We start from the raw sequence: 22,494 nt of genomic DNA, 5'->3' as shown, positions 1-22,494 counted from the left end.
ACTTGCCCGGCTTGCCGGGCATTTTTTTGTCCGGAATTTGTCATTGAAGAAGTAGCTGAAAGGTTTTTTGTTACAGCTTGGGCTGCGTTTACGGTGGGCATTTTTCTGCGGCCAATGGCTTACGTGATGGAAGGAATATTAGGGCCTTTGTTTTTTCCCAGAGCGCGCTAGAATGCGCCCCGAACGTGCGGAGAACTGTATGTGGCAACAGACTCTGATTACCCTGCGGGCGAGGCCCCGGGGCTTTCATCTGGTAACGGACGAGTTACTCGCCGGCCTGCCTGAACTCAAGGCGTGTCGGGTCGGTCTGTTGCATTTGTGGCTGCAGCATACCTCGGCGTCGTTGACCATCAACGAGAACGCCGATCCGGCGGTGCGTCGCGACTTCGAACGATTTTTCAATCGTCTGATCCCACAAGGAGCAGACGGCTATGAGCATAACGACGAAGGCCTGGACGACCTCCCGGCGCACTTCAAGGCCAGCGTGCTTGGCTGTCAGCTCAGTTTGCCGATTTCGGCAGGCCGATTGGCGCTAGGGACCTGGCAAGGCGTTTATCTGGGCGAGCACCGTGATTCTGGCGGTGCCCGTAAAGTCCTCGCCACCGTGCACGGTGAAGAGGCATAAGCCGTTGGTCTCCAATGGCTGTGGAATTTTTTCCGGTGGCCGTCGACAGACGGCGAAGCTGGGCTATAACTAATCTGCTTTTCGCAAGTCATGAGGTAGAACATGAGCGACGATGATCTGGAAAACGACGACCTCGAAGTAGGCGACGACGACGAAACCGAAGAAGGTCTGGAAGCAGCGGTGGAAGATGTCGCTGAAGACGACGGCGGTGATGCGCCCGCTCCGACCGCCAAAGGCAAGGCCAAGGCAGCGGTATCGGTCGATGAGCTGCCGAGCGTCGAAGCGAAAAACAAAGAGCGTGATGCTCTGGCGCGGGCTATGGAAGAGTTCCTGGCCAAGGGCGGCAAGGTGCAGGAAGTGGAGGCCAACGTGGTCGCCGATCCTCCCAAGAAGCCTGACAACAAGTACGGTAGTCGGCCTATTTAAGCGCCAGCTACTTGCTTGCTGAAAAAGCCCGCCGTCGCTGCGGGCTTTTTTATGGGGGAAACAAAACTCCCTGTGGGAGCGAGCCGGCTCCGGGCGGCGTTCCGGCGAAGAGGCCGTCACATTCAACATCGATGTCGACTGACCCACCGCTATCGCGAGCAGGCTGAACTGGTCAAGTAATCTTGGACACCGTTTAAGGTTTCACGCAGCCAGTCTCTCTCTAGCGACTGGCGATCGATAATCGTTGTAGCTATGAGGCCTGGTGGTGTTGTAACGCGATACGTAGCGCTGCACATCCGCTCGGGCCTCATGTTCCGATTCGTAGCCGGTTTCAGGCACCCATTCTGATTTCAAACTGCCAAAGAAACGCTCCATAGGGGCGTTGTCCCAGCACTCGCCTTTACGACTCATGCTTTGCCGCAGGCCATACTCCAATAGCTCGTTCCTGAACTTATGGCTGGTGTACTGACAGCCTTGATCGGAGTGAAACAGCACGTCTTTGGGTCGACCTCGTAGCTCAACCGCCATCCGTAAGGCCTCGCAGGTCAGCGAAGCATCGGAGATCATCGAAAACGACCAACCCACAACGCGACGAGCGTACAGATCCAGAACCGCCGCGAAATACAGCCACCGCTTACCAACCTTGATGTATGTCACGTCGCCACACCACACCTGATTGACCGCTTTAACATCAAACTTGCGCTTGAGTACGTGCGGCGCCACCAACGCCTCCACGCCAGGCGACTTGTACTTATGGCGCCTGCGCTGGCGACTGGTGATGCCGGTTTCGCGCATCAAACTGCGGGCCAAATACCGCCCGATGCGGTGCCCTTTCTCTTGCAGCTCCTTGGCCAGAGTCCGCGACCCCGCAGAGGCTCTTGACGCCCTGTGATGCTTGACCAGCACGGCTTTGAGCCTCTCCCGCTCGGGATTCACTTTGCCTTGGCGCTGACGCCAGGCGTAAAAGCTGCTGCGATTGATGCCAAACGCTCGGCAGCAATTGTTAACGCCGTACTGCTCGTCCAGCTCGCAGATCAACGAGAATGATCTTTGGCGTCCAAAAGCAGGAGAGCACTGGCCTTTTTTAGGATTTCGATATCCAGGTCTTTTTGCCGGAGCAACGCTTTAAGCTTCTGGATCTCTCGCTGATCAGCGGTAATCGCCTTGGCTCCTACCGGGGTCGAACCCAAGCGCTCCTTACGAACCTGATCGACCCAGCGGCGCAAGGCCGTGGGACCAATATCCAAACTGGCACAGACCTCGGGAACCGATTGTCCTTCGTCCAGCACCATGCTGGCAGCCTTGAGCTTGAACTCACTCGAGTAAGATTTCCGCATATCCAAAACACCTCAGATTTGGGCGCCATCATAGCGCCCGATTGAGGTGTCCAAAATCATTAGGCCAGTTCAGGCTCGCTCCCACAGGGGTGGGTGTGAATTCAAGGTCAGTGTCGGGCGTTCCACCGCGCCAACAAAGCCGGCAGCTCGGTGAGGCTGCGGATTTCCGCATCCGGTGCCTTCTGCGCTTCCCACAGTTTGCCCGCCGGGTTAAACCAGATCGCCCGCAACCCTGCCTGCTGGGCGCCGGCAATGTCATCACCCGGATGATCGCCAATATGCACCGCTGCCTGGGCAGTAGCGCCGCCCCGCTGCAACGCCTCGTGAAACAGTCGCGCATCCGGTTTGGCGATGCCGATGTCTTCGGCGCACAAGGCAAATCTGAAGTAATCCGCAAGGCCCAGTCGACGCACATCGGCATTGCCGTTGGTGACCACGCCGAGGGCATAGTGCTTGGCCAGAATCTCCAGCGTCGGCTCGACTTCAGGGAATACTTCGATCTGATGTCGCGCATGCAGGAACACTTCAAAGCTCTGATCGGCCAGATCTGAAGCCTGGCGATGGTCATAGCCGGCCTCTTCCAGTGCATGGAACAGCACTCGTCGGCGCAAGGCGCTGATGCGATGTTTGAGTTGCGGTTCACTGCTCAGGATCCGCTCACGAATGGTCCACAAATGTTCCACCGGGACCGCGCCAAGGTTCGGTGCATGTTCGGTCAGCCATTCGCGCAAAACGGCTTCGGCGCTGACGATCACCGGGGCGGTATCCCACAGGGTGTCGTCGAGGTCGAAGGTGATCAATTGGATGGTCATGAATCATCGCCCTTAATGCGTTTGGCCCGTGGATGGGCGCTGTCGTAGACCGTTGCCAGGTGCTGGAAGTCCAGGTGGGTATAGATCTGGGTGGTCTTGATGTCCGAGTGGCCGAGCAACTCCTGCACCGCCCGAAGGTCCTGGGAGGACTCCAGCAAGTGGCTGGCAAAGGAGTGTCGCAACATGTGTGGATGCAGATTTTGTCCCAGCTCGCGTTCGCCGGCCGCCTTGACCCGCACCTGAATCGCCCGAGGGCCCAGGCGCCGGCCTTGCTGGCTAACGAACACGGCATCGTCCGCCGGGTTGGTCATGGCGCGCAGCGGTAACCACAGCTCCAGCGCTTCGCGAGCCTTTTTGCCCACGGGTAAAAGACGGGTCTTACTGCCTTTACCGAGCACTTGAACCATGCCGTCTGCCAGATCCAGTTGATCGAGGTTGAGCCCGGTCAGCTCCGACAAGCGCAATCCGGAGGAATAGAACAGCTCGAGAATCGCCTGATCCCGACGCGCCAGAAAATCATCCTCCACCGCCCCTTCAAGCAATTGCAGCGCGCGGTCGGTGTCGAGGGTTTTCGGCAAGCGACGCTCGCCCTTGGGCGGCGCCAGGCCGTTTGCCGGGTCGTGGTCGCAGAGGCCTTCACGGTTCAGATAGTGATAAAGCCCACGTACCGCCGACAGGAGCCGCGCCAGGCTGCGGGACGATTGACCCTGTGAATGCAGGCGGGCAATCAGGCTGCGCAGGCGCTGGATGTCCAGCGCGGCCCAGCTGCCGATGTTCTGTTTGACACACCAGCCCAGCACTTTGTCGAGGTCGCGGCGGTAGGCGTACAGCGTGTGAGGCGACACCTGCCGCTCACTGCGCAAGTGTTCGCAGTAAGCGTCCAGTTGTCGTTCCACGATCAGCGCACCGAGCGTAGGGAATTGTTGACCCGTGGCAAGACGCGGCCCATGACTTCGGCGATGTAACTCAGGAACAGCGTGCCCACCGAACTCTTGTAGTGCTGCGGGTCGCGGCTGGCAATGGCCAGGACGCCGTGTATGCCCTGGTAGCTGATGGCGACGACGGCGGTGGAGCCGATCTGCTTGCGCTGCTCTTCGCCGAACAGGAAGTCCAGTTCGTGCTCACGCAGGCTGCCGCTGACGCTTTTTTCTTCCGAGAGCAGGCCGCCAATGGCCGTTTGCGCCTCGGCATGCGTCACCCAGCGCCCTACAGGCATCGGGTTGTCGCCCAGCAGGATCAGGCTCACGAAGGGCACCTGAAAGTCCTGACGCAGGCTGTCTTCGACGCTGATCACCACGTCGTCCAGGCTGGTGGCATCCATTAGCGCGAGAATCAGGCGGCGGGTCTTGTCGAAGAGACGGTCGTTGTCCCGGGCCACGTCCATCAAGTGTGAGAGGCGATGGCGCAATTCGATGTTGCGGTCGCGCAGGAGGGTCATCTGGCGCTCGACCAGCGAAATGGTGTCACCACGCTGGTGCGGAATACGCAGGGCCGGGAGCAGCTCTTCGTGCTCGACGAAAAAATCCGGATGCGCCTCCAGGTACGCGGCAATCGCCGCCGCCTCCAGGCTTTCGGACGGTGATTCGTCGGGCTGTCGGGCGGGTACCTGAGGCTTATCGGTCATGGATTTCGCTCACTCAAAGACGCACTTGTCCTTCGTATACGCGGACTGCCGGGCCGGTCATCATGACCGGTTGGCCAGGCCCTGCCCATTCAATGGACAGACGCCCGCCGGGCAGGTCGATCAATAGCGGCGAATCCATCCACCCCTGGCTGATCGCGGCCACTGCGGCCGCACAGGCGCCGGTTCCGCAGGCCTGGGTTTCCCCGGCCCCGCGCTCCCAGACGCGCAACTGCGCGCGGTTCCGGTCGATGACCTGGAGAAAACCGACATTGACCCGCGCCGGGAAGCGCGGGTGATGTTCGATTTTCGGCCCCAGTTCATGCACCGGTGCATTGTTGATGTCGCTGACCCGCAGCACGGCATGAGGGTTACCCATGGACACGGCGGCCAGTTCGACCGTGGTGCCGTCAACGTCGAGCTTATAGCTCGAGGCCTGCTCCGGCGCCTGGAAGGGAATATCGGCCGGCACCAGGCGCGGTGCACCCATATTGACACCGATTTGGCCGTCGCTGCGGATATCCAGTTCGATGATGCCGCTTTTGGTCTCGACGCGGATCTGCCGCTTTGCGGTCAGACGCTTGTCGAGTACGAAGCGGGCGAAGCAGCGCGCACCATTGCCGCACTGTTCCACTTCCGAGCCATCGGCGTTGAAGATCCGATAGCGAAAGTCCACGTCCGGGTTGCTCGGCGCTTCGACGATCAGCAACTGGTCGAAACCGATGCCAGTGTGCCGATCGCCCCATTGCTTGGCGTGCTTGGGCAGAATGTGCGCGTGCTGGCTGACCAGGTCGAGGACCATGAAGTCGTTACCCAGGCCGTGCATCTTGGTAAAACGCAGCAGCATGGTTTTACTCCGGCAGCAGGCTTTCGCCAGCAAACAACTCGGCTACCGTCTCACGGCGACGCACTTCAACTGCCTGATCACCGTCCACCAACACTTCAGCGGCGCGGCCGCGGGTGTTGTAGTTGGAACTCATGACAAACCCATAGGCACCGGCCGAATGCACGGCCAGCAGGTCACCTTCTTCCAGGGCCAGCTGACGATCCTTGGCCAGGAAGTCACCGGTTTCGCAGATCGGCCCGACGATGTCGTAAGCGCGAGCTGCGCTAGCGCGCGGGCGCACGGCGGTGACGTCCATCCAGGCTTGATACAGGGCCGGGCGGATCAGGTCGTTCATGGCCGCGTCGACGATGGCGAAGTCTTTGTGTTCGGTGTGCTTGAGGTACTCGACCTGAGTCAGCAACACACCGGCGTTGGCGACGATAAAACGACCCGGCTCGAACACCAGGGCCAGGTCGCGACCATCGAGACGTTCGCGCACGGCTGCGATGTAGTCGGCAGCCAATGGCGGCTCTTCATCGCGATAACGCACGCCCAAACCACCACCGAGATCGATGTGGCGCAGGTAAATACCGCAATCGCCGAGGCGGTCGACCAGGCCTAGCAGGCGGTCGAGGGCATCAATGAACGGCGCCAGCGTGGTCAGTTGCGAACCGATGTGGCAATCGACGCCGACCACTTCCAGGTTCGGTAGCTGAGCGGCGCGGATGTACACGTCTTCGGCGTCGGCGATGGCGATGCCGAACTTGTTCTCTTTCAGCCCGGTGGAGATGTACGGGTGAGTGCCAGCATCGACGTCCGGGTTCACGCGCAGCGAGATCGGTGCACGAACACCCAGCTCGGCGGCAACGATTTGCAGGCGTTCGAGTTCGTCGGTGGATTCGACATTGAAGCAATGCACGCCGACTTCCAGGGCACGACGCATGTCGTCACGGGTCTTGCCGACACCGGAGAACACGATCTTGTCGGCGCTGCCGCCAGCGGCTAAAACGCGTTCCAGTTCACCACGGGAGACGATGTCGAAACCGGCGCCAAGACGGGCCAGGACATTCAGTACACCCAGGTTGGAGTTGGCCTTGACTGCAAAGCAAACGAGGTGCGGCATGCCGGCCAGCGCATCGGCGTAAGCCAGGTACTGGGCTTCGATGTGGGCGCGGGAGTAGACGTAGGTCGGCGTGCCAAAGCGTTCGGCAATGGCGGACAGGGCAACACCTTCCGCGAACAGCTCGCCGTCACGGTAGTTAAAAGCGTCCATGGCGTTCCCTTATTGGTAGACGTCGTGCTTGTGTGCTTTCGAAGGAGATTGCTGCGACGCCTTGGCCTGCTCGGCAGGGTCCTGGCTGTCGTCGGGCAGGTACAGCGGGCCTTTTTGACCACAGGCCGACACCAGGCAGGCAACCGCGACGAGCGCAGCAAGGGAAGAGATCAGGCGCTTCATGGCGAAATCCTTGAAAATGCGTTAATTGCGCCGGAGTATACCGGCCACCCGACAGCTTGCCTATGCGACGCGGCTCCCGTCCGGCGGGGCTTGGGCCGATGCCGGCCAGCCAGGTGCAATCCCTGTGGGAGCGAGCCGGCTCCGGGCGGCGTTCCGACGAAGGCGGAGTGTCGGTCAACATTGATGTTGAATATGATGGCCTCTTCGCGAGCAGGCTCGCTCCCACAGTCGTTATCCTTTGCAATCACCGGGGCTCGCCCGTATCTTGCGGCGCTTGAGCGTAAGTAGACACTTTTTGAGGTTCCCGCAATGAGTTTGACTGAAGCCCGTTTTCACGATCTGGTCGATGCCACCCAGCAGACGCTGGAGGATATTTTTGACGAGAGTGACCTGGATATCGATCTGGAGAGTTCGGCCGGTGTGCTCACCGTCAAGTTCGAAAACGGCAGCCAGTTGATCTTCAGCCGTCAGGAGCCGTTGCGTCAGTTGTGGCTGGCGGCGGTGTCGGGTGGTTTCCACTTCGACTATGACGAAGAGAGCGAACGCTGGATGTGCGACAAGAGTGAAGAGCAACTGGGAGAAATGCTTGAGCGCATCGTCGATCAGCAGGCTGGCGTGAAGCTCGATTTCGAAGGTCTGTAAGGTCGTGAGCCAGCCTGCGCCCGTTCGTCCGCCCAAGCCGCTCTACAGCAACGTCAGCCCGGCGGTGCCTTCTCCGTGCAGCGGCGTGTGCCGGCTGGATGAGCAGAAGGTCTGCCTGGGTTGTTTTCGCCATGTCGAAGACATCCGCGAATGGCGCTCGGCCGACGATGAGCGCCGGCGCATCATCTGCGCGGAGGCGGCCAGCCGCAAGCGTAACGGTTGACCCGACCCTCTGTAGGAGCGAGCTTGTCTCCGGGCGGCGTTCCGACGAAGGACTTGAGCGCGCCGCGTTCATCAGGCAGCCCTCGTCATCGTTAACGCCCTTCGCGAGCAAGCTCGCTCCTACAGAGACGGCAGCGATTACAGGCTGTCCGGTCCTGACTTGTATATTTATTGAGCTGTGATAGTGTCCGGAAACGCCTCAACTCATCGAGGCTCGTGAAAACCCCGCCTTTTTCTGGCGGGGTTTTGCTTTTTCTGTGCAGAAGAAAGGAGTCTGCCTCAATCATGACCGCACCTTCCATCACCCTTACTCGTCTGGACGTTCAACGTCTGGAGCGCTTGATTGACAGCCTGGATGACACGCTGCCGGGCGTGATCGCGCTGCAAACCGAACTGGACCGCGCCGATACCGTGGTCGGCCACGAAGAAGTGCCAGCCGATGTCGTGACCATGAATTCCCGTGTGCACTGCCGCGAAGAGAGCAGTGGCAAGGACTATCACCTGACCCTGGTTTACCCGAACGATGCCAATGCCGATGAAGGCCGGATTTCCATTCTGGCGCCGGTGGGCAGTGCATTGCTCGGCCTGAAGGTTGGCCAGCACATCGACTGGCCAGCGCCGGGCGGAAAAACCCTCAAGCTGACCTTGCTTGAAGTTGAATCGCAGCCTGCCAATGGCGGCGACTGCTCCTTCTAAAAACCGCTAGGCCTGCTCGAGCGCCTCGTTCAATGCGCGCTCCAGGTCAGCTTTGTAGCGCAGGTATAAATTGCTTGAGCTCTGCCCGTCACCGAGCAAGCCGGACAAGTCCAGGTCGGTGATGTAGCAGCGGTAGCGTTCAGTCTCGCGGCGCTGCTCGACGATTTCCCGGGCGACCACGCTGAACAGTTGGTCGCCATGCTCCAACTCTGAAAATTCCCGTTGATTGCAATACAACGTGACCTGCACTTTACCGGGCTGGGCTTTGCCGACGATCGCCTGCACGTCGTAAAACGGTTTATTGATAGGGGATTGCGGTGCCGGACGGGCTTCGACCCGACGCGCTCGACCCGGGCCTGAGGGCAGCAGTTGGTAATACATCGTTTCCAGGCTCAGAGGTTGTGCGGCGTCCATCGGCAGTAAGGTTTCACGCCGGTACTGGATCGATTGCAGGAAACGTTGTAGTGGCACCAACAGGCTTTGTTCGTCGTGGTAGGGCAGCCGCTGCTGCCACAAGGCATTGAACTCATCGAGTACATACAGATCAGCCTGGTCGTCGTTGATCCGGTAGAACACCTGGATACCGTCCGTCCGGCCCATCGGCAGAACCAGCGCCAGGTCATGCTCTTCCAGCGCCTTCGGGTCCAGGTGCAGCGGGCTGTAGCTCACCCGTTCTTCGCCCAGGTAATCGAGCAGCGCCGTCAACGTGGCGAGGGCAACATGATTGACCTGTCCGGGTACCAGCTCCAGCACGTGATAATGCTGCTGAACCTGAATCAGATAGCGATGATTGAGTTTGCTCAGCAGCAGGTTTTGCGCGGTATCGAGGATTTCCTCGACCCGCTGGGCGATGAACTGTGCACGGTTGTGGCAGAAGCAGCGCACACGTAATGTTGGCGGCTGCCCTGTGTTTGGCAGGTTGTTGAGGTAATCGCGCACGCAGTCGAGCAGGGCATGGCGGCCATCGAAGCGGTTGACCAGCACCTCGTTCCAGCTATTGAGCGTGACCTGGTCCAGTGTCAGCACCAGATTTTCCCTGACGCCTGCGTAGCTCAGGGAGTCGGTGCGCTCGGTGGTCATCAGAATGTTCAGGTCGCGGTGGTGCTTGAGCGGGTCGATGCCGACATTCACCAGAATCAGCACTTCACTTGGCGCACTGGCGCGCAATAGTGGTTCTTCGGCGACAGTGGGCAGCGGCAGCGCAATGCTCTGTTGCAGGCTGCCAAGCAGGTTGAACAGTTCGAACTCGCTCAGGTCGCTGGTACCCGGATGCAAGGCCAATCGGGTACTGCTGTCGATCACGCCGTTGCGGTGGCACCAGGTCAGCAACTCCAGTAATTGGCGGCTGCGCTTGATAGGCGCGAAATGCTCCCACTCCTGAGCCGTCAGGCTGCCGTTGTACACGCCCCATTGAGCTTGCCTGGATTCTTTCTTGTTTGGCGCCAGCACCAGCGTCAGTGTGTCTTCGGCCAGGTCTGGGGCGATGCCCGGGTTGATGAATTCGACTTTGTCGGCCTTGCGCTCGAAGGCTGCGTACAGTCGCCGACCCAGGACGTTCAAGTCGCGTTTGTTGATCAAGCTGACGGCTTGCTCGCTGCGGGCGAACTGGGTCAGGAAGCGGTAGCTGTAATTCAGCTCGTTGACCAAGGCCCGTCGTTCAGCGCTGACCTGACGAACTTTCCACTGGCTGCGGCTATCGAGCAACGCCAGCTGCCGCTGATCCCACTGCCATTCGTGGCTCAGGCGCTCAAGCAGTGAACGTTGCCAGCTTTGAGTGCGACTGCTGCCAGTCAGTTTGCGATTGACCTTCAGGTACAGCGCCCGACGCACCAGTTCCAGACGTTCTGGTTCGCCACGGGCGGTGAGGTATTCCTCGATGCGCCGGTAGACCACGACGTAAGGGTCCAGCTCATCGAGGTTGAGCTGATTGGCGAACACGGCTTGTTTGAAGCGCAGGCTCAGACAGTGAACCCTCGGGTGTTCGCTGGCATAGACCTCGGTCAGCAGCAGCTTGAGCACCGATTTGTAAGGCGACTCGATGCCCTTGAACAGTTGCCAGAGCCCGGCGCCGACGAATTCGCCGGGCGGGATATAGGCCAGGTGCCCCAGATCCAGGGTTTCATCGGCGCGGATGAAGCGCTTGGAAATCAACGTGTGGGTGTAGCGAGCGTAGCTTGCCTCTTCGTAGACCGGCACCAGCCACCAGATGGGTGTGCGCCCGCCCAGCCAGATCGCGGTGCGATAAAATTCGTCCAGCAGCAGGTAGTGCTGGGTGGTGCCGCAATCTTCTGAACTCAACTGCGTATCGCGTTCGCCGCGCACGAAACGGGTCGGATCGATCAGGAAGAAGTGCGCCTCGGCGCCTTGGGTGGCAGCCCACGTCTCGAGCAGCTGGCATTTTTTGCGCAGCTCGGCGAGATCGTTTTCGCTCAGGTCCGGACCGTGACAAACCCATACGTCCATATCGCTCTGATCGGCCTGAGCCAGGGTGCCGAGGCTGCCCATCAGGAACAGGCCGTGAATGGGGCGCGGCGGATTGCTGCCATGGCGTGGCTTGTAGGAAAACGAGCGGGTCAGGCGCTGAGCTTCGGCGAGGGTGTTGGCGTCGGGCTCGAAGTTCGACAGCCCGGCCGGTGTACTGCCTGAAACGTAACCCGGCAGCAGTGGATGATTGACGTGGAAAAACAGCGGCAGCAGGGTCAATACCCCTTGCTGGCGGGACGACAGGCCTTCCATGGCGCGCGCCATGCGACCTTCGTTGAGCGTCAGAAAACGTGCACGCAGTTGACTCAGAACCTTGCGGTCGATTCCCTCGGCCAGATCGGGGCGGATTTCATGGGTGCGGGTCATGTCAGCTAAAACCGGCTCGCAGGGCTAGGACGTGGAAGGTCGCAGTGTGAGGGGCAGTTTAGCGCCTCGGTCCTGGGACTTTTAAGCTGATTTTGTTTTTCTGGCGTCAGATTTAGATCGCGCAACGGCTCGGCGGATAACAGGGTGTGCCCGCGGAAATCCCGTGGTGGGGGTTTCCGTGGGCGAAACGATAAGGCTCAGGCTGTTTCCTGGACGCTCAGAATGGTGAGAACGGTTTGCACATTTTGCGCGGCATCACGACCCAGGCTGGTCAGATAACCACCATCAGGCTGGTCGATCAGTTCTTTTTCGTACAGGCGTTTGGCGGCGGCAATGGCTTTGGGAGCAGCGGTCTGATGAATTTTCAAACCTTCCTGGGAACTGTCCAGGTTGAAGAGTGCGAGGATTTCCAGTTCGGCAACCAATTCAGGGGTAAGCGACATAAGGACTCCAGACTTTCTAGTAATTGGACGACAGCGCCCCTAAGGTGAGCCCACTTGTGCGGCATGTCCAGTGTTCGCGACAGGGTTTTTTCGCCTCGGGCGACATTCCCCGGTAACGGAGTGTTGTAGGAGCGAGCTTGCTCGCGAAAATCGTTAACGATCATGCGGGGCATCTGATTTCCCGCAGCGACCTTGAGTTTTTCGCGAGCAAGCTTGCTCCTACAGGGGGCGGGCTTATTTCTTTTCCGGCGGCAACTCTGGTAATGCGCGCAACGCGGCTTCATACCATTCGGTGTTGAACGCGCGGTCTTCTTCCAGAATTGCGTCGATTTCTACCGCCAACACGTGGGCCATCAAGTTGAGGATTTCTTCCCGTTCGTAACCCACCAGTGTCAGCTTGTTGAACGTTGCCTTGGCGGCCGGCGGGTTGTCGCTTTCGATCTGGTTTTCGATGGCTTCGATCAGAGTGGTTTCGGTAAATTCTTCTTCGTCGCTATCGATGTCGGTTGGCTCGCTCATGGCAGGCTCCTGAAGTTAAGGCGGCCAGTTTACCTGCATTCAGCGCTGTGATGCTGCTGGCAAGAAACGCCTTTGCGTTCTATAAAACAGGACTGCCAACCCCGCACGGCCTGGAGGCTATGTGATGCTCAAGCTTTATGGATTTCCCGTCAGTAACTACTACAACATGGTGAAACTGGCGTTGCTCGAGAAAGGCCTGCCATTCGAAGAGGTGCCGTTTTATGCAGGAACAAGCCCGGAAGCGCTGGCCATCAGCCCGCGCGCAAAGGTCCCTGTACTACGCGCCGAGCAAGGTTTCATCAATGAAACCGCTGTGATACTCGAGTACATCGAGCAGAGTCAGAAAGGCACGCCGCTGCTGCCGAGCGATCCTTTTGAGCGGGCGCAAGTCCTGGCGTTGGCCAAGGAAATCGAGCTGTACATCGAATTGCCCGCGCGAGCCTGCTACGGCGAAGCTTTTTTCGGCATGCCGGTGCCGGAGGCGATCAAGGACAAGACCAAGGCTGAGTTGCTACAGGGGTTCGCCTCGCTGGGCCGGCATGGCCAATTCGCCCCTTACGTAGCGGGTGACAGCCTGAGCATTGCGGATTTGTATTTCCTGTACAGCGTGCCGTTGGCGAGTGCCGTGGCGCAGAAACTGTTTGGCCTGGATTTGTTGGCTGAGATTCCTGCGGCCAAGGCGCTGCTGGAGCGTTTGGAGAAGAACCCGAACGTGCAGCGGATTGCGGCGGACAAGGACGCGGCGATGCCGGCGTTTATGGCGATGGTTGCGTCCAGGAAGTAGATTTGTATTGCTTTTGCGACCGCTTTCGCGAGCAGACTCGCTCCCACAGTGGATAGCGTTGAACACGCCGGACCCTGTGGGAGCGAGCCTGCTCGCGATGCTTTTTGGCTTAGCGGCTGGCGAGCAGTGCGTGGCCGCGAGCTACAGCCTTCTTGACCTGCGCCGGCGCAGTACCGCCGATATGGTCACGGGCATTCACCGAGCCTTCCAGCGTCAGTACGGCAAATACGTCCTGATCGATCTGGTCGCTGAACTTGCGCAGTTCTTCCAGGCTCATTTCCGCCAGGTCCTTGCCGCTTTCCACGCCATACTTCACGGCATGGCCAACGATTTCGTGGCAGTCACGGAACGGCAGGCCACGGCGTACCAGGTAGTCGGCCAGGTCAGTGGCGGTGGAGAAGCCGCGCAGCGCCGCTTCACGCATTATTGCGTGCTTTGGCTTGATCGCCGGGATCATGTCGGCAAAGGCTCGCAGCGAGTCGCGCAAGGTGTCGGCGGCATCGAACAGCGGTTCTTTATCTTCCTGGTTGTCCTTGTTGTAGGCCAAGGGCTGGCCTTTCATCAGGGTCAGTAGGCCCATCAGTGCGCCGAACACGCGGCCGGTCTTGCCGCGAACCAGTTCTGGCACGTCCGGGTTTTTCTTTTGCGGCATGATCGAACTGCCGGTGCAGAAACGGTCTGGCAAATCGATGAACTGGAACTGCGCGCTGGTCCACAGCACCAGCTCTTCGGAGAAACGCGACAAGTGCATCATCGCGATGCTCGCGGCCGAGCAGAATTCGATGGCGAAGTCGCGATCGGAGACGTTGTCCAGCGAGTTGCCGCCGACAGCGTCGAAGCCCAGCAGTTGAGCGGTGTATTCACGGTCGATCGGGTAGGTGGTGCCGGCCAGCGCGGCGCTGCCCAGCGGCATGCGGTTGGTGCGTTTGCGGCAATCCACCAGGCGCTCGTAGTCGCGGCTGAGCATTTCGAACCAGGCCAACATGTGGTGGCCGAAGGTCACCGGCTGCGCGGTTTGCAGGTGAGTGAAGCCTGGCATGATGCTGCCGGCTTCGCGTTCGGCCTGTTCCAGCAAGCCTTTTTGCAGGCGGGTGATTTCGCCCAGAATCAGGTCGATCTCGTCGCGCAGCCACAAACGGATGTCGGTGGCGACCTGGTCGTTACGGCTGCGGCCGGTGTGCAGCTTTTTGCCGGTCACGCCGATACGGTCAGTCAGACGCGCCTCGATGTTCATGTGCACGTCTTCGAGGTCGATGCGCCAGTCGAACTGGCCGGCCTCGATTTCACCCTGGATGGTTTTCAGGCCATCGGTGATGCTGTCGCGCTCGACATCGGTCAGCACACCGACCTTGGCCAGCATGGTAGCGTGGGCGATCGAGCCCATGATGTCGTGGCGATACAGGCGCTGGTCGAAAGTGACGGAGGCGGTGAAGCGGGCGACGAAGGCGTCGACGGGTTCACTGAAGCGGCCGCCCCAGGACTGATTGGTCTTGTCAGTGCTCATGAATTCGCTCGTATCGGCTGAAGAAAGATGGCGTAGAAAGCTGCCGCGGATAATAACAGGGTTGCCAATCCTGTCGCTGACACTGGTCGGCACGTTTTTTTCTCATGGCCCGGTCCATACTCGGGGCAACGCATGGGCCAATTACGCAACGATATTTTTCAAATGAGCAATATCGTCTCGGCAACCGTCTACAGTTGGACAATAGATCAGTGCACTTCTCGATGCTGCAACTGACTATAAGAAGAGGGGATGTTCATATTGTGTATCAGCAAACCCTGTGGCGATGCCTCGCCCATGTTGGCCCAGGTCGCCAATCGCCAGGCAGATGAAAATTTAGCCGTCGGTCGAGCGGCACTTTTTGGCCTTCGCGCTAGTCTTAGCGTGGATCGCGGTGACGGACGTCACTTCACCTGTCTACGCTATCCTTGTGCGAGACTCACGCAGGAATCCAGCGCAATATGAATGTCCTGATCGTTGATGACGAACCCCTGGCCCGCGAGCGCCTGAGCCGAATGGTCGGCGAACTCGAGGGATACAGTGTCCTGGAGCCCAGCGCCACGAACGGCGAAGAAGCGTTGGCACTGATCGACAGTCACAAACCGGATATCGTGCTGCTCGATATCCGCATGCCAGGCCTTGATGGCCTGCAAGTGGCTGCACGGTTGTGCGAACGCGAAACTCCGCCCGCCGTTGTGTTTTGCACAGGGCCCGATGAATTTGCCGTGGAAGCCTTACAGGCCAGCGCCGTAGGCTATCTGGTGAAACCTGTGCGTACTGAACATTTGCATGATGCGTTAAAGAAAGCCGAGCGGCCCAATCGCGTCCAGCTCGCCGCCCTGACCCGCCCCGCCGCCGAAAGTGGCAACGGCCCGCGCAGTCATATCAGCGCTCGAACCCGCAAAGGTATTGAACTGATCCCGCTGGATCAGGTGGTGTACTTCATTGCGGACCACAAATACGTCACTTTGCGTCATGAAGGCGGCGAAGTGCTGCTGGATGAACCGCTCAAGGCGCTTGAAGACGAGTTTGGCGATCGTTTCGTGCGTATCCACCGCAATGCGCTGGTCGCACGAGAGCGCATCGAACGCCTGCAACGCACTCCGCTGGGACATTTTCAGCTGTTCCTCAAGGGGCTGAACGGTGACGCGTTGATCGTCAGCCGGCGTCATGTGGCCGGCGTGCGCAAGATGATGCAACAGCTTTAATTCGCTGTTCGCAGGCACATTTCATACCCGGTTGCCGGACATCCGAGGCCAGGGAGGCCAAGCAGCTTCTGATACAAGTCAAAGTGGATTTGGCTGAGCTGTTATTATCCGTCGTATCTATTCAGTACGGATTGATCCATGTCCTCTCGCGAAGTCCGCATCGCCACCCGCAAAAGTGCTCTCGCCCTGTGGCAGGCCGAATATGTCAAAGCCCGTCTGGAGGAGGCCCATCCAGGCCTGCTCGTGACGTTGGTGCCCATGGTCAGTCGCGGCGACAAGCTGCTGGACTCGCCACTGTCGAAAATCGGTGGCAAGGGCTTGTTCGTCAAGGAACTGGAAACCGCGCTGCTGGAAAACGAAGCCGACATCGCCGTGCATTCGATGAAAGACGTGCCGATGGATTTCCCCGAAGGCCTTGGTCTGTTTTGCATCTGCGAGCGTGAAGACCCGCGCGATGCCTTCGTCTCCAATGCCTACGCCAGCCTGGAAGCGTTGCCGCCAGGCAGCATCGTCGGTACGTCCAGCCTGCGCCGTCAGGCCCAGCTGTTGACTCGTCGTCCGGACCTGGAAATCCGCTTCCTGCGTGGCAATGTGAATACGCGACTGGCCAAGCTTGATGCCGGCGAATACGACGCTATCATCCTCGCCGCCGCTGGCCTGATTCGTCTGGGCTTTGAAGATCGCATCACCTCGGCCATCAGCGTCGATGACAGTCTGCCTGCCGGCGGCCAGGGCGCGGTCGGTATCGAATGCCGCAGCGTCGACAGTGAAATCCACGCGCTGCTGGCGCCGCTGCACCATCAGGACACCGCCACTCGCGTGACGGCTGAACGCGCACTCAACAAACATCTGAATGGCGGCTGCCAAGTGCCAATCGCCTGCTACGCCGTGCTTGAAGGCGAGCAGATCTGGTTGCGTGGCCTGGTGGGTGATCCGAGCGGCGGCTTGCTGCTCAGTGCTGATGCCCGCGCACCGCGCAGTGATGCCGAGGCGCTGGGTGTGCGTGTGGCCGAAGACCTTCTGCGCCAAGGCGCCAACGACATTCTAAAAGCAGTCTACGGCGAGGCAGGTCACGAGTGACTGGTTGGCGCCTGCTGCTGACACGTCCCGAGGATGAGTCGGCGGCCCTGGCCGGTGTTTTGGCGCAGAAGGGGATTTTCAGCAGCAGTTTGCCGCTTTTGGAGATCGACCCGATCCCCGTCTCTGACACAATGCGCGGGGTGATGCAGGATCTGGATGCCTACTGCGCAGTGATCGTGGTCAGCAAGCCGGCTGCCAGAATCGGCATTGACCTGGTCAGCCGGTTTTGGCCACGGCCACCGGCTCTGAAATGGTTCAGCGTGGGCGCGGCAACCGCACAGCTCCTCAACGATCACGGACTGGATGTGAGCTTCCCTGCACAGGGCGATGACAGCGAAGCATTGCTTGACCTTCCTCTGCTGCGCGAGGCGATCGCACGGCCTGCCCCGCGCGTATTGATCATGCGTGGAGAGGGCGGACGCGAGTTACTCGCTGAGCGTTTGCGCGAGCGAGGTGCTAGTGTCGAGTATCTGGAGTTGTACCGTCGTGACCTGCCACAGTACCCGCCTGCGGCACTCCCTGACCGGATCAAAGCGGAACGCTTGAACGGGCTGGTGGTCAGCAGTGGGCAGGGTTTTGAGCACCTGCTTCAATTGGCCGGCGATGCCTGGCCGCAATTGGCGCAGTTGCCGTTGTTTGTTCCAAGCCCCAGGGTCGCCGAGCTGGCACGTGCCGCCGGAGCCCTGACAGTTGTGGATTGTCGCGGCGCCAGTGCCGCGGCTTTGCTGACGGCGTTACGGGAACATCCCGAACCCGTTCTCTAATGCAAAGGATGGATACGTGAGCGAAACAGCCTTGCCTAAAGATGACGTCCAGCCAGTGCTCGATGCGCCGGTTGAAGCACCGGTTGAAACCGCGCCACCTGCTACAGGGCAGCGCCGAGGTAATGGGCTGGCAATCGTCGCGCTGCTGCTGGGCGCTGCCGGTGTTGCGGTAGGTGGTTGGGGAGTCTGGCAGGTGCGTCACCTGCAGGCCACGAACCAGCAGCAATTGAGGCAGGTGCAGGCATTGAACGACCAGGCGCAGAGCCTGAAACTCAATGAACAGCGCCTGAGCGCTCGGCTTGAACAGCTGCCTGCGGCCGACGAGCTGGAAGCACGCAGCCGTCTGGTGATCCAGCTGCAAGGCGATCAGCAACGCTTGAACCAGCGTCTGGAAACTGTCCTGGGTGCCAGTCGAAAGGACTGGCGTCTGGCTGAGGCCGAGCACTTGTTGCGCCTGGCGAGCCTGCGTCTTTCCGCCTTGCAGGACGTCAGTAGCGCCCAGGCCCTGGTACAGGGCGCCGATGAAATTCTTCGCGAACAGAACGATCCCGGCTCTTTTGCCGCTCGCGAGCAAGTGGCCAAAACGCTGGTGGCATTGCGTAGCACCGAACAGCCGGATCGCACTGGGCTGTTCCTGCGATTGGGGGCCTTGCGCGATCAGGTTATCGACCTCACTGAGCTGGCGCCCGAGTACAAGGAGCGTGGCGAATCCCTGCGGGGTCTGACCGCCGACGGCGACGGTGCCAGCCGCTGGGCGCAATGGTGGGATCAGATTTCACGTTACATCCGCATCGACTTCAATGCCGACAAGAACGTGCGGCCCTTGCTGGCCGGGCAGAGTTTGAGCCAGGTACGCCTGGCCCTGAGCCTGGCACTGGAGCAGGCGCAATGGGCTGCGCTCAATGGCCAGGCAGCCGTTTACACCCAGGCGATGACAGAAGCGCGGGATGTACTCAAAGGCAATTTCAACCCGGATAACCCGCAAAGCAAAGTGATGCTTGAGCAGGTTGGTGAGTTGAGCAAGCAGCCGGTCACCGTCGTGACGCCGGATCTGACTGGCACGCTGAGCGCGGTTCAAGGGTATCTGGAACGGCGTAATGTCAACGCCGAGGACTCGATCAAGCCCATGGCGAAACCTGCCGCGGATGCCGCGCCGGAGGCCACGCCATGAAGCGTTTCTATGTGATCGTGTTTCTGGTCATCGCCGCTGCCGCCGCGTTGGGGTTGGCGATTGCCGAGCATTCCGGCTACGTGCTGATCGCCTACAAAAGCTTCCGTTTCGAATCGAGCCTATGGGCAAGCCTGGCGTTGGTGGCGGTTCTCTGGCTGGTGTTCTGGGGCATCAAGGCGTTGATCGATTTGGTGACGACCTCCAGTGGTGTGGTCAATCCCTGGTCCCGGCGCAATCGTAGTCGCCGGGTGCAAGTGGCGATAGAGCACGGTCAGCTGGATCTGGCTGAAGGTCGCTGGGCCAGCGCGCAGCGTCATCTGCATCGGGCCGCCGAAGCCGAGCGTCAGCCGCTGCTTTACTACCTCGGAGCCGCTCGCGCCGCGAACGAGCAAGGCCTCTACGAGGAAAGCGACAACTTGCTGGAGCGCGCCCTCGAACGCCAGCCCCAGGCCGAGTTGGCGATTGCCCTGAGTCACGCGCAATTACAGACCGATCGCGGTGATACCGAAGGCGCCCTGGCGACCCTGCAAGTCATGCATGAGCGCCATCCTCATAACGTTCAGACCTTGCGCCAACTGCATCGTCTGCTTCAGCAGCGGGGCGATTGGTCGGCGGTGATTCGCCTGTTGCCCGAGCTGCGCAAGGACAAGGTCCTGCCCCCGGCCGAGCTGGCCGAACTGGAGCGCCGGGCCTGGGGTGAAAACCTGTCTCTGGCGGCGCATCAGGAAGAGGGCGGCACGATCGGCCTGCAATCGCTCAATCGCGCCTGGCAACAGCTGACCTCGGCTCAGCGCCAGGAGCCGCAACTGGTGCTCGCTTATGCCGAGCAACTGCGGCAACTGGGCGCGCAGGTCGAGGCCGAAGAGGTCCTGCGAGTGGCACTCAAGCGTAACTACGATAGCCATTTGGCACGTCTTTACGGGTTGGTGCGCGGCAGTGATCCGGCGCGTCAGTTGCACACCGCCGAAGGCTGGCTAAAGGACCATGCGGCTGATTCGAGTTTACTGCTGACGTTGGGCCGCCTGTGCCTGCAGAGCAGTCTTTGGGGCAAGGCGCGGGATTATCTGGAAAGCAGCCTGCGTGTACAGCGTAATCCGGAAGCCTGTGCGGAGCTGGCGCGACTGCTGGCTCAGCTGGGCGACACCGAGCGCAGCAATCAGTTGTTCCAGGAAGGCCTGTGCCTCTTGGATGAGCGTCTGCTGGCCGCACCATTGCCGGTTCCAGTACACGCCTGATGTTTTACCTGTAGCAGCTGCCGAGCCCGCGAGGCTGCGTTCGGCTGCGCAGCAGTCGCAAAACCAGGCTCCGCCGTGCATCAGGTACACCGTGCATGCAGGTTTTACGACGGCTTCGCCGCCGAACGCAGCCTCGCGGGCTCGGCAGCTGCTACAAAGATCGAAGTCGCACCTTCCCCCGTAGCAGCCTGCGTTCGGCTGCTACAAGGTGAGAGTTTGGAAGGGCTGTCCAGGCTCGAATATTCGTCGAATTCTTACCGCTGTAGTCCGTCGCAGGCATAGTCCTACACGGGTCTACATCTGATCCTCTCGTCCCTGTCGGGATTTCCCTACACTTCTGTTGAAGTGTCCGTGTAAGCCCGCCTTGTAAGGCTGGCGCGCTTTCCTCTACCGTAACCGCCTGTCTCAACTGATACGGAAAAGCCATGCCTTTGGCCTGCTCGCGTTCCCTGTTCTTCATGACTTTCATTGCAGGTGCCCTGGCGTTGGGCGTTTCCTATTACCTGGAATATGCAGTGGGTCTAAAGCCTTGCGACATGTGCCTGTTGCAACGCATGTGCCTGGCGCTGCTCACCGGTGTCTACCTGATGGCGTCGTTACACGGTCCCGGAGCCTTCGGAACGTCTGTGTATTGGTTGCTCGGTCTGTTTTGCAGTCTGGCCGGTACAGTCACGGCGTGGCGCCAGGTGTTGTTGCAGTGTGATCCCGACTGTGCCGAAATTTCGTGGACACTGTTCGACCTGAGCATTCCGGAGTGGAGTCTGCTGTTTTTCGTTGCGATGCTGATGCAAGGCGTTTTCCGGTTGCTGCGCGCCGTCTGGGTCGCTACTCAGCGACCACTCAGCGGCGAGTCGTCGCACCGGGCATTAGCGGGCGATTAAACACTTGTATGAACTTTATCGCGTGCGTACCTTGAAGGCATTGTCGCGCGGGCATAATCTGGCCCGCACGTGTCATTGGAATTATGTTGCTCGAATGACGCTCTGCCTGGCCGATTCTTGATTTTCAAGTTGCGACAGGTGTAGAGCAGCATGACCCACAAGGGAAGAGAGATCACCATGCTCGAAAGTTGTCAGAATGCTCAGGAACGTTGGGGTGGAGTGCATCTGCTGATCGATCGCTGGTTGCAGGAGCGTCACGAACTGGTTCGGGCCTATGATGCTCTTGGCGCGAAGCCTGAGGCTCTGGGCGAAGACCGAAAACCGTTGCAGGAATTCTGCGGAGTGCTGGTCGATTACGTGTCTGCCGGACATTTCGAGATCTACGAACAGTTGACCGGCGAAGCCAAAGCGTTTGGTGACAAACGCGGCTTGGAACTGGCCGAGACGATCTACCCGCGCATCGACGTCATCACCGAGAAGCTGCTCGCCTTCAACGACCTGTGTGATGCAGGTAAATGCGTAGCGGAGAAATTCAAGGAGCTGGGTGGCTTGCTGCATGAACGCTTCGAACTGGAAGACTGCCTGATCGAAGTACTGCACACCGCTCACAAGGAAGAGGACCCGGTTCAGGCCTGACCCCCCCCTCCCGCAAGACTCGCTCTTCCAGTAAAAAGCTAAACGGTGCGCTCTGCGCGCCGTTTTTCGTTTGTGCTGTTCAGCTCGTGGCGCCGCGCAATTCGACGTCGAACACCAGCGGCGTGAACGGCGCGATCAAGTCGCCGGCACCGTCGGCGCCATAGGCTTCGGCCGATGGAATCACCAGGCGCCATTTCGCGCCCACCGGCATGTCTTGCAGTGCAGTGCGCCATCCAGTGATCACGCTATCGAGACTGAACCATTGCGGCTGAGTGTTCTGGTCGAACACGGTGCCGTCGGGAAGGCGACCGATGTACAGCACCTGGACTTTGCCGTTCGGGCCGGCTTTGGCGCCCGTTCCCGGAACCAGCTCTGTCAGCAATATTCCATCGGCCAATTCACGAACGCCGGGTTTGGCTTTTTCTTCGGCGAGAAAACGCCGTTCTTTTTCGAGAGCGACTTCGCTTTGCGCAACGGCGGGCTGCTCGGCGACCTGCGCTTCGTGCTCGGCCAGAATCTGTTCGATCTGCTCGTCCTTCAGTGCCAAAGGTTTGCCTTGATAGGCTTGCTGCAAACCGTCAAGCAGGGCCTGTAGTTGCAGATCCGGAACCTCCTGGCGCAAGCGTTCGCCGAGGCTCGCGCCAAGGCTGTAAGCAAGATCGTGAGCGTCATTTTCCTTGGTTTTTTCGGCGGCCTGAGCCACGGAAAAAAACACGCACAGCGATAAAAAAAAGTAGCGCGACATGGGCACTCTCCGAC

25 protein-coding genes and 1 pseudogene are annotated in these 22,494 nt (G+C 59.8%); 14 read left to right on the top strand and 12 right to left on the bottom strand.

The window, feature by feature from the left end:
- Positions 1-199 precede the first annotated feature (199 nt).
- Complete coding sequence (locus AC1MDT_RS21185; protein ID WP_414909958.1) at positions 200-625, top strand: secondary thiamine-phosphate synthase enzyme YjbQ; 426 nt, start codon at positions 200-202, stop codon at positions 623-625.
- Positions 626-727: 102 nt separating this feature from the next.
- Entirely contained in the window at positions 728-1,051 is a 324-nt protein-coding gene (sutA, locus tag AC1MDT_RS21180; protein ID WP_480418806.1) for a transcriptional regulator SutA, read from the top strand.
- A gap of 201 nt (positions 1,052-1,252) precedes the next feature.
- Here sutA and AC1MDT_RS21175 read toward each other — a convergent pair.
- The 7 genes from AC1MDT_RS21175 to lptM all read right to left on the bottom strand — a co-directional run bounded on the left by AC1MDT_RS21175 (position 1,253) and on the right by lptM (position 7,103).
- A protein-coding gene (locus AC1MDT_RS21175) for an IS3 family transposase (protein ID WP_480418219.1) occupies positions 1,253-2,388 on the bottom strand; the annotation gives its coding sequence in 2 pieces (ribosomal slippage) (positions 1,253-2,139 and positions 2,139-2,388; 1,137 coding nt in all).
- 107 nt (positions 2,389-2,495) lie between these two features.
- Positions 2,496-3,200, bottom strand: a complete 705-nt coding sequence (locus AC1MDT_RS21170) for an HAD family hydrolase (RefSeq protein WP_480418805.1) — start codon at positions 3,198-3,200, stop codon at positions 2,496-2,498.
- Positions 3,197-4,096, bottom strand: a complete 900-nt coding sequence (xerC, locus tag AC1MDT_RS21165) for a tyrosine recombinase XerC (RefSeq protein ID WP_438658635.1) — start codon at positions 4,094-4,096, stop codon at positions 3,197-3,199. Before xerC ends, AC1MDT_RS21170 begins: the two co-directional genes overlap by 4 nt.
- 2 nt (positions 4,097-4,098) lie before the next feature.
- Positions 4,099-4,824 carry a DUF484 family protein gene (locus AC1MDT_RS21160; RefSeq protein ID WP_480418804.1) on the bottom strand — a complete coding sequence of 242 codons (726 nt, stop codon included), beginning with the start codon at positions 4,822-4,824 and terminating at the stop codon, positions 4,099-4,101.
- A gap of 13 nt (positions 4,825-4,837) precedes the next feature.
- Positions 4,838-5,668, bottom strand: coding sequence for a diaminopimelate epimerase (gene dapF / locus AC1MDT_RS21155; RefSeq protein ID WP_480418803.1), 831 nt, complete (start codon positions 5,666-5,668; stop codon positions 4,838-4,840).
- A gap of 4 nt (positions 5,669-5,672) precedes the next feature.
- Entirely contained in the window at positions 5,673-6,920 is a 1,248-nt protein-coding gene (gene lysA, locus AC1MDT_RS21150) for a diaminopimelate decarboxylase (RefSeq protein WP_480418802.1), read from the bottom strand.
- A gap of 9 nt (positions 6,921-6,929) precedes the next feature.
- Complete coding sequence (lptM, locus tag AC1MDT_RS21145) at positions 6,930-7,103, bottom strand: LPS translocon maturation chaperone LptM (RefSeq protein ID WP_201115718.1); 174 nt, start codon at positions 7,101-7,103, stop codon at positions 6,930-6,932.
- Positions 7,104-7,412: 309 nt separating this feature from the next.
- Here lptM and cyaY point away from each other — a divergent pair, with 309 nt between their 5' ends.
- The 3 genes from cyaY to rnk all read left to right on the top strand — a co-directional run bounded on the left by cyaY (position 7,413) and on the right by rnk (position 8,663).
- Positions 7,413-7,745: an iron donor protein CyaY gene (gene cyaY, locus AC1MDT_RS21140; RefSeq protein ID WP_480418801.1), complete on the top strand. Its 333-nt coding sequence runs from the start codon at positions 7,413-7,415 to the stop codon at positions 7,743-7,745.
- 4 nt (positions 7,746-7,749) lie between these two features.
- A complete protein-coding gene (locus AC1MDT_RS21135) occupies positions 7,750-7,968 on the top strand; it encodes a DUF1289 domain-containing protein (protein WP_480418800.1) in 219 nt (72 codons plus the stop codon).
- A 284-nt stretch (positions 7,969-8,252) separates the two neighbouring features.
- Positions 8,253-8,663, top strand: coding sequence for a nucleoside diphosphate kinase regulator (gene rnk / locus AC1MDT_RS21130; protein ID WP_480418799.1), 411 nt, complete (start codon positions 8,253-8,255; stop codon positions 8,661-8,663).
- Positions 8,664-8,669: 6 nt separating this feature from the next.
- Here the strand turns inward: rnk and AC1MDT_RS21125 are convergent, their stop codons facing one another.
- From AC1MDT_RS21125 to AC1MDT_RS21115, 3 genes are all read right to left on the bottom strand, one after another.
- On the bottom strand, positions 8,670-11,513 hold the full coding sequence (locus tag AC1MDT_RS21125) for a class I adenylate cyclase (protein WP_480418798.1): 2,844 nt from the start codon (positions 11,511-11,513) through the stop codon (positions 8,670-8,672).
- A 197-nt stretch (positions 11,514-11,710) separates the two neighbouring features.
- Positions 11,711-11,956, bottom strand: a complete 246-nt coding sequence (locus AC1MDT_RS21120; protein WP_201115722.1) for a TIGR02647 family protein — start codon at positions 11,954-11,956, stop codon at positions 11,711-11,713.
- 234 nt (positions 11,957-12,190) lie between these two features.
- Positions 12,191-12,475: a hypothetical protein gene (locus AC1MDT_RS21115; protein ID WP_414909969.1), complete on the bottom strand. Its 285-nt coding sequence runs from the start codon at positions 12,473-12,475 to the stop codon at positions 12,191-12,193.
- A gap of 124 nt (positions 12,476-12,599) precedes the next feature.
- Here AC1MDT_RS21115 and AC1MDT_RS21110 point away from each other — a divergent pair, with 124 nt between their 5' ends.
- Positions 12,600-13,259: a glutathione S-transferase family protein gene (locus AC1MDT_RS21110; RefSeq protein ID WP_480418797.1), complete on the top strand. Its 660-nt coding sequence runs from the start codon at positions 12,600-12,602 to the stop codon at positions 13,257-13,259.
- A 109-nt stretch (positions 13,260-13,368) separates the two neighbouring features.
- Here the strand turns inward: AC1MDT_RS21110 and argH are convergent, their stop codons facing one another.
- The gene (gene argH / locus AC1MDT_RS21105; protein WP_480418796.1) at positions 13,369-14,763 is read right to left on the bottom strand and encodes an argininosuccinate lyase; all 1,395 of its coding nucleotides are present in this window, start codon (positions 14,761-14,763) and stop codon (positions 13,369-13,371) included.
- Positions 14,764-15,111: 348 nt separating this feature from the next.
- Between argH and AC1MDT_RS21100 the strand changes: the two are divergent.
- From AC1MDT_RS21100 to rsd, 8 genes and pseudogenes are all read left to right on the top strand, one after another.
- Positions 15,112-15,225 (top strand): annotated as a pseudogene (locus AC1MDT_RS21100) (sensor histidine kinase); the annotation flags it as partial.
- Positions 15,222-15,968 (top strand): LytR/AlgR family response regulator transcription factor, encoded by a 747-nt coding sequence (locus AC1MDT_RS21095; RefSeq protein WP_480418795.1) that lies wholly within the window; start codon positions 15,222-15,224, stop codon positions 15,966-15,968. The pseudogene AC1MDT_RS21100 and the gene AC1MDT_RS21095, both read left to right, overlap by 4 nt.
- 138 nt (positions 15,969-16,106) lie before the next feature.
- On the top strand, positions 16,107-17,048 hold the full coding sequence (gene hemC / locus AC1MDT_RS21090) for a hydroxymethylbilane synthase (RefSeq protein ID WP_480418794.1): 942 nt from the start codon (positions 16,107-16,109) through the stop codon (positions 17,046-17,048).
- The gene (locus AC1MDT_RS21085) at positions 17,045-17,812 is read left to right on the top strand and encodes a uroporphyrinogen-III synthase (protein WP_480418793.1); all 768 of its coding nucleotides are present in this window, start codon (positions 17,045-17,047) and stop codon (positions 17,810-17,812) included. Before hemC ends, AC1MDT_RS21085 begins: the two co-directional genes overlap by 4 nt.
- Before the next feature lie 16 nt (positions 17,813-17,828).
- On the top strand, positions 17,829-18,983 hold the full coding sequence (locus AC1MDT_RS21080; protein ID WP_480418792.1) for a uroporphyrinogen-III C-methyltransferase: 1,155 nt from the start codon (positions 17,829-17,831) through the stop codon (positions 18,981-18,983).
- Positions 18,980-20,218 carry a heme biosynthesis HemY N-terminal domain-containing protein gene (locus AC1MDT_RS21075; protein ID WP_480418791.1) on the top strand — a complete coding sequence of 413 codons (1,239 nt, stop codon included), beginning with the start codon at positions 18,980-18,982 and terminating at the stop codon, positions 20,216-20,218. The genes AC1MDT_RS21080 and AC1MDT_RS21075 overlap by 4 nt, the downstream gene beginning before the upstream one ends.
- A gap of 425 nt (positions 20,219-20,643) precedes the next feature.
- Positions 20,644-21,099, top strand: coding sequence for a disulfide bond formation protein B (locus AC1MDT_RS21070; RefSeq protein WP_480418790.1), 456 nt, complete (start codon positions 20,644-20,646; stop codon positions 21,097-21,099).
- A gap of 177 nt (positions 21,100-21,276) precedes the next feature.
- Positions 21,277-21,735 carry a sigma D regulator gene (rsd, locus tag AC1MDT_RS21065; protein WP_480418789.1) on the top strand — a complete coding sequence of 153 codons (459 nt, stop codon included), beginning with the start codon at positions 21,277-21,279 and terminating at the stop codon, positions 21,733-21,735.
- Positions 21,736-21,814: 79 nt separating this feature from the next.
- On the opposite strand, the gene AC1MDT_RS21060 is transcribed toward rsd, so the two are convergent.
- Positions 21,815-22,480 carry an FKBP-type peptidyl-prolyl cis-trans isomerase gene (locus AC1MDT_RS21060; RefSeq protein WP_480418788.1) on the bottom strand — a complete coding sequence of 222 codons (666 nt, stop codon included), beginning with the start codon at positions 22,478-22,480 and terminating at the stop codon, positions 21,815-21,817.
- Between the last annotated feature and the right edge of the window lie 14 nt (positions 22,481-22,494).

The organism is Pseudomonas sp. ASL7, from assembly GCF_056680375.1.
The sequence above is the reverse complement of the archived record's forward strand: the minus strand, read 5'-3'. Positions and strand labels throughout refer to the sequence as shown.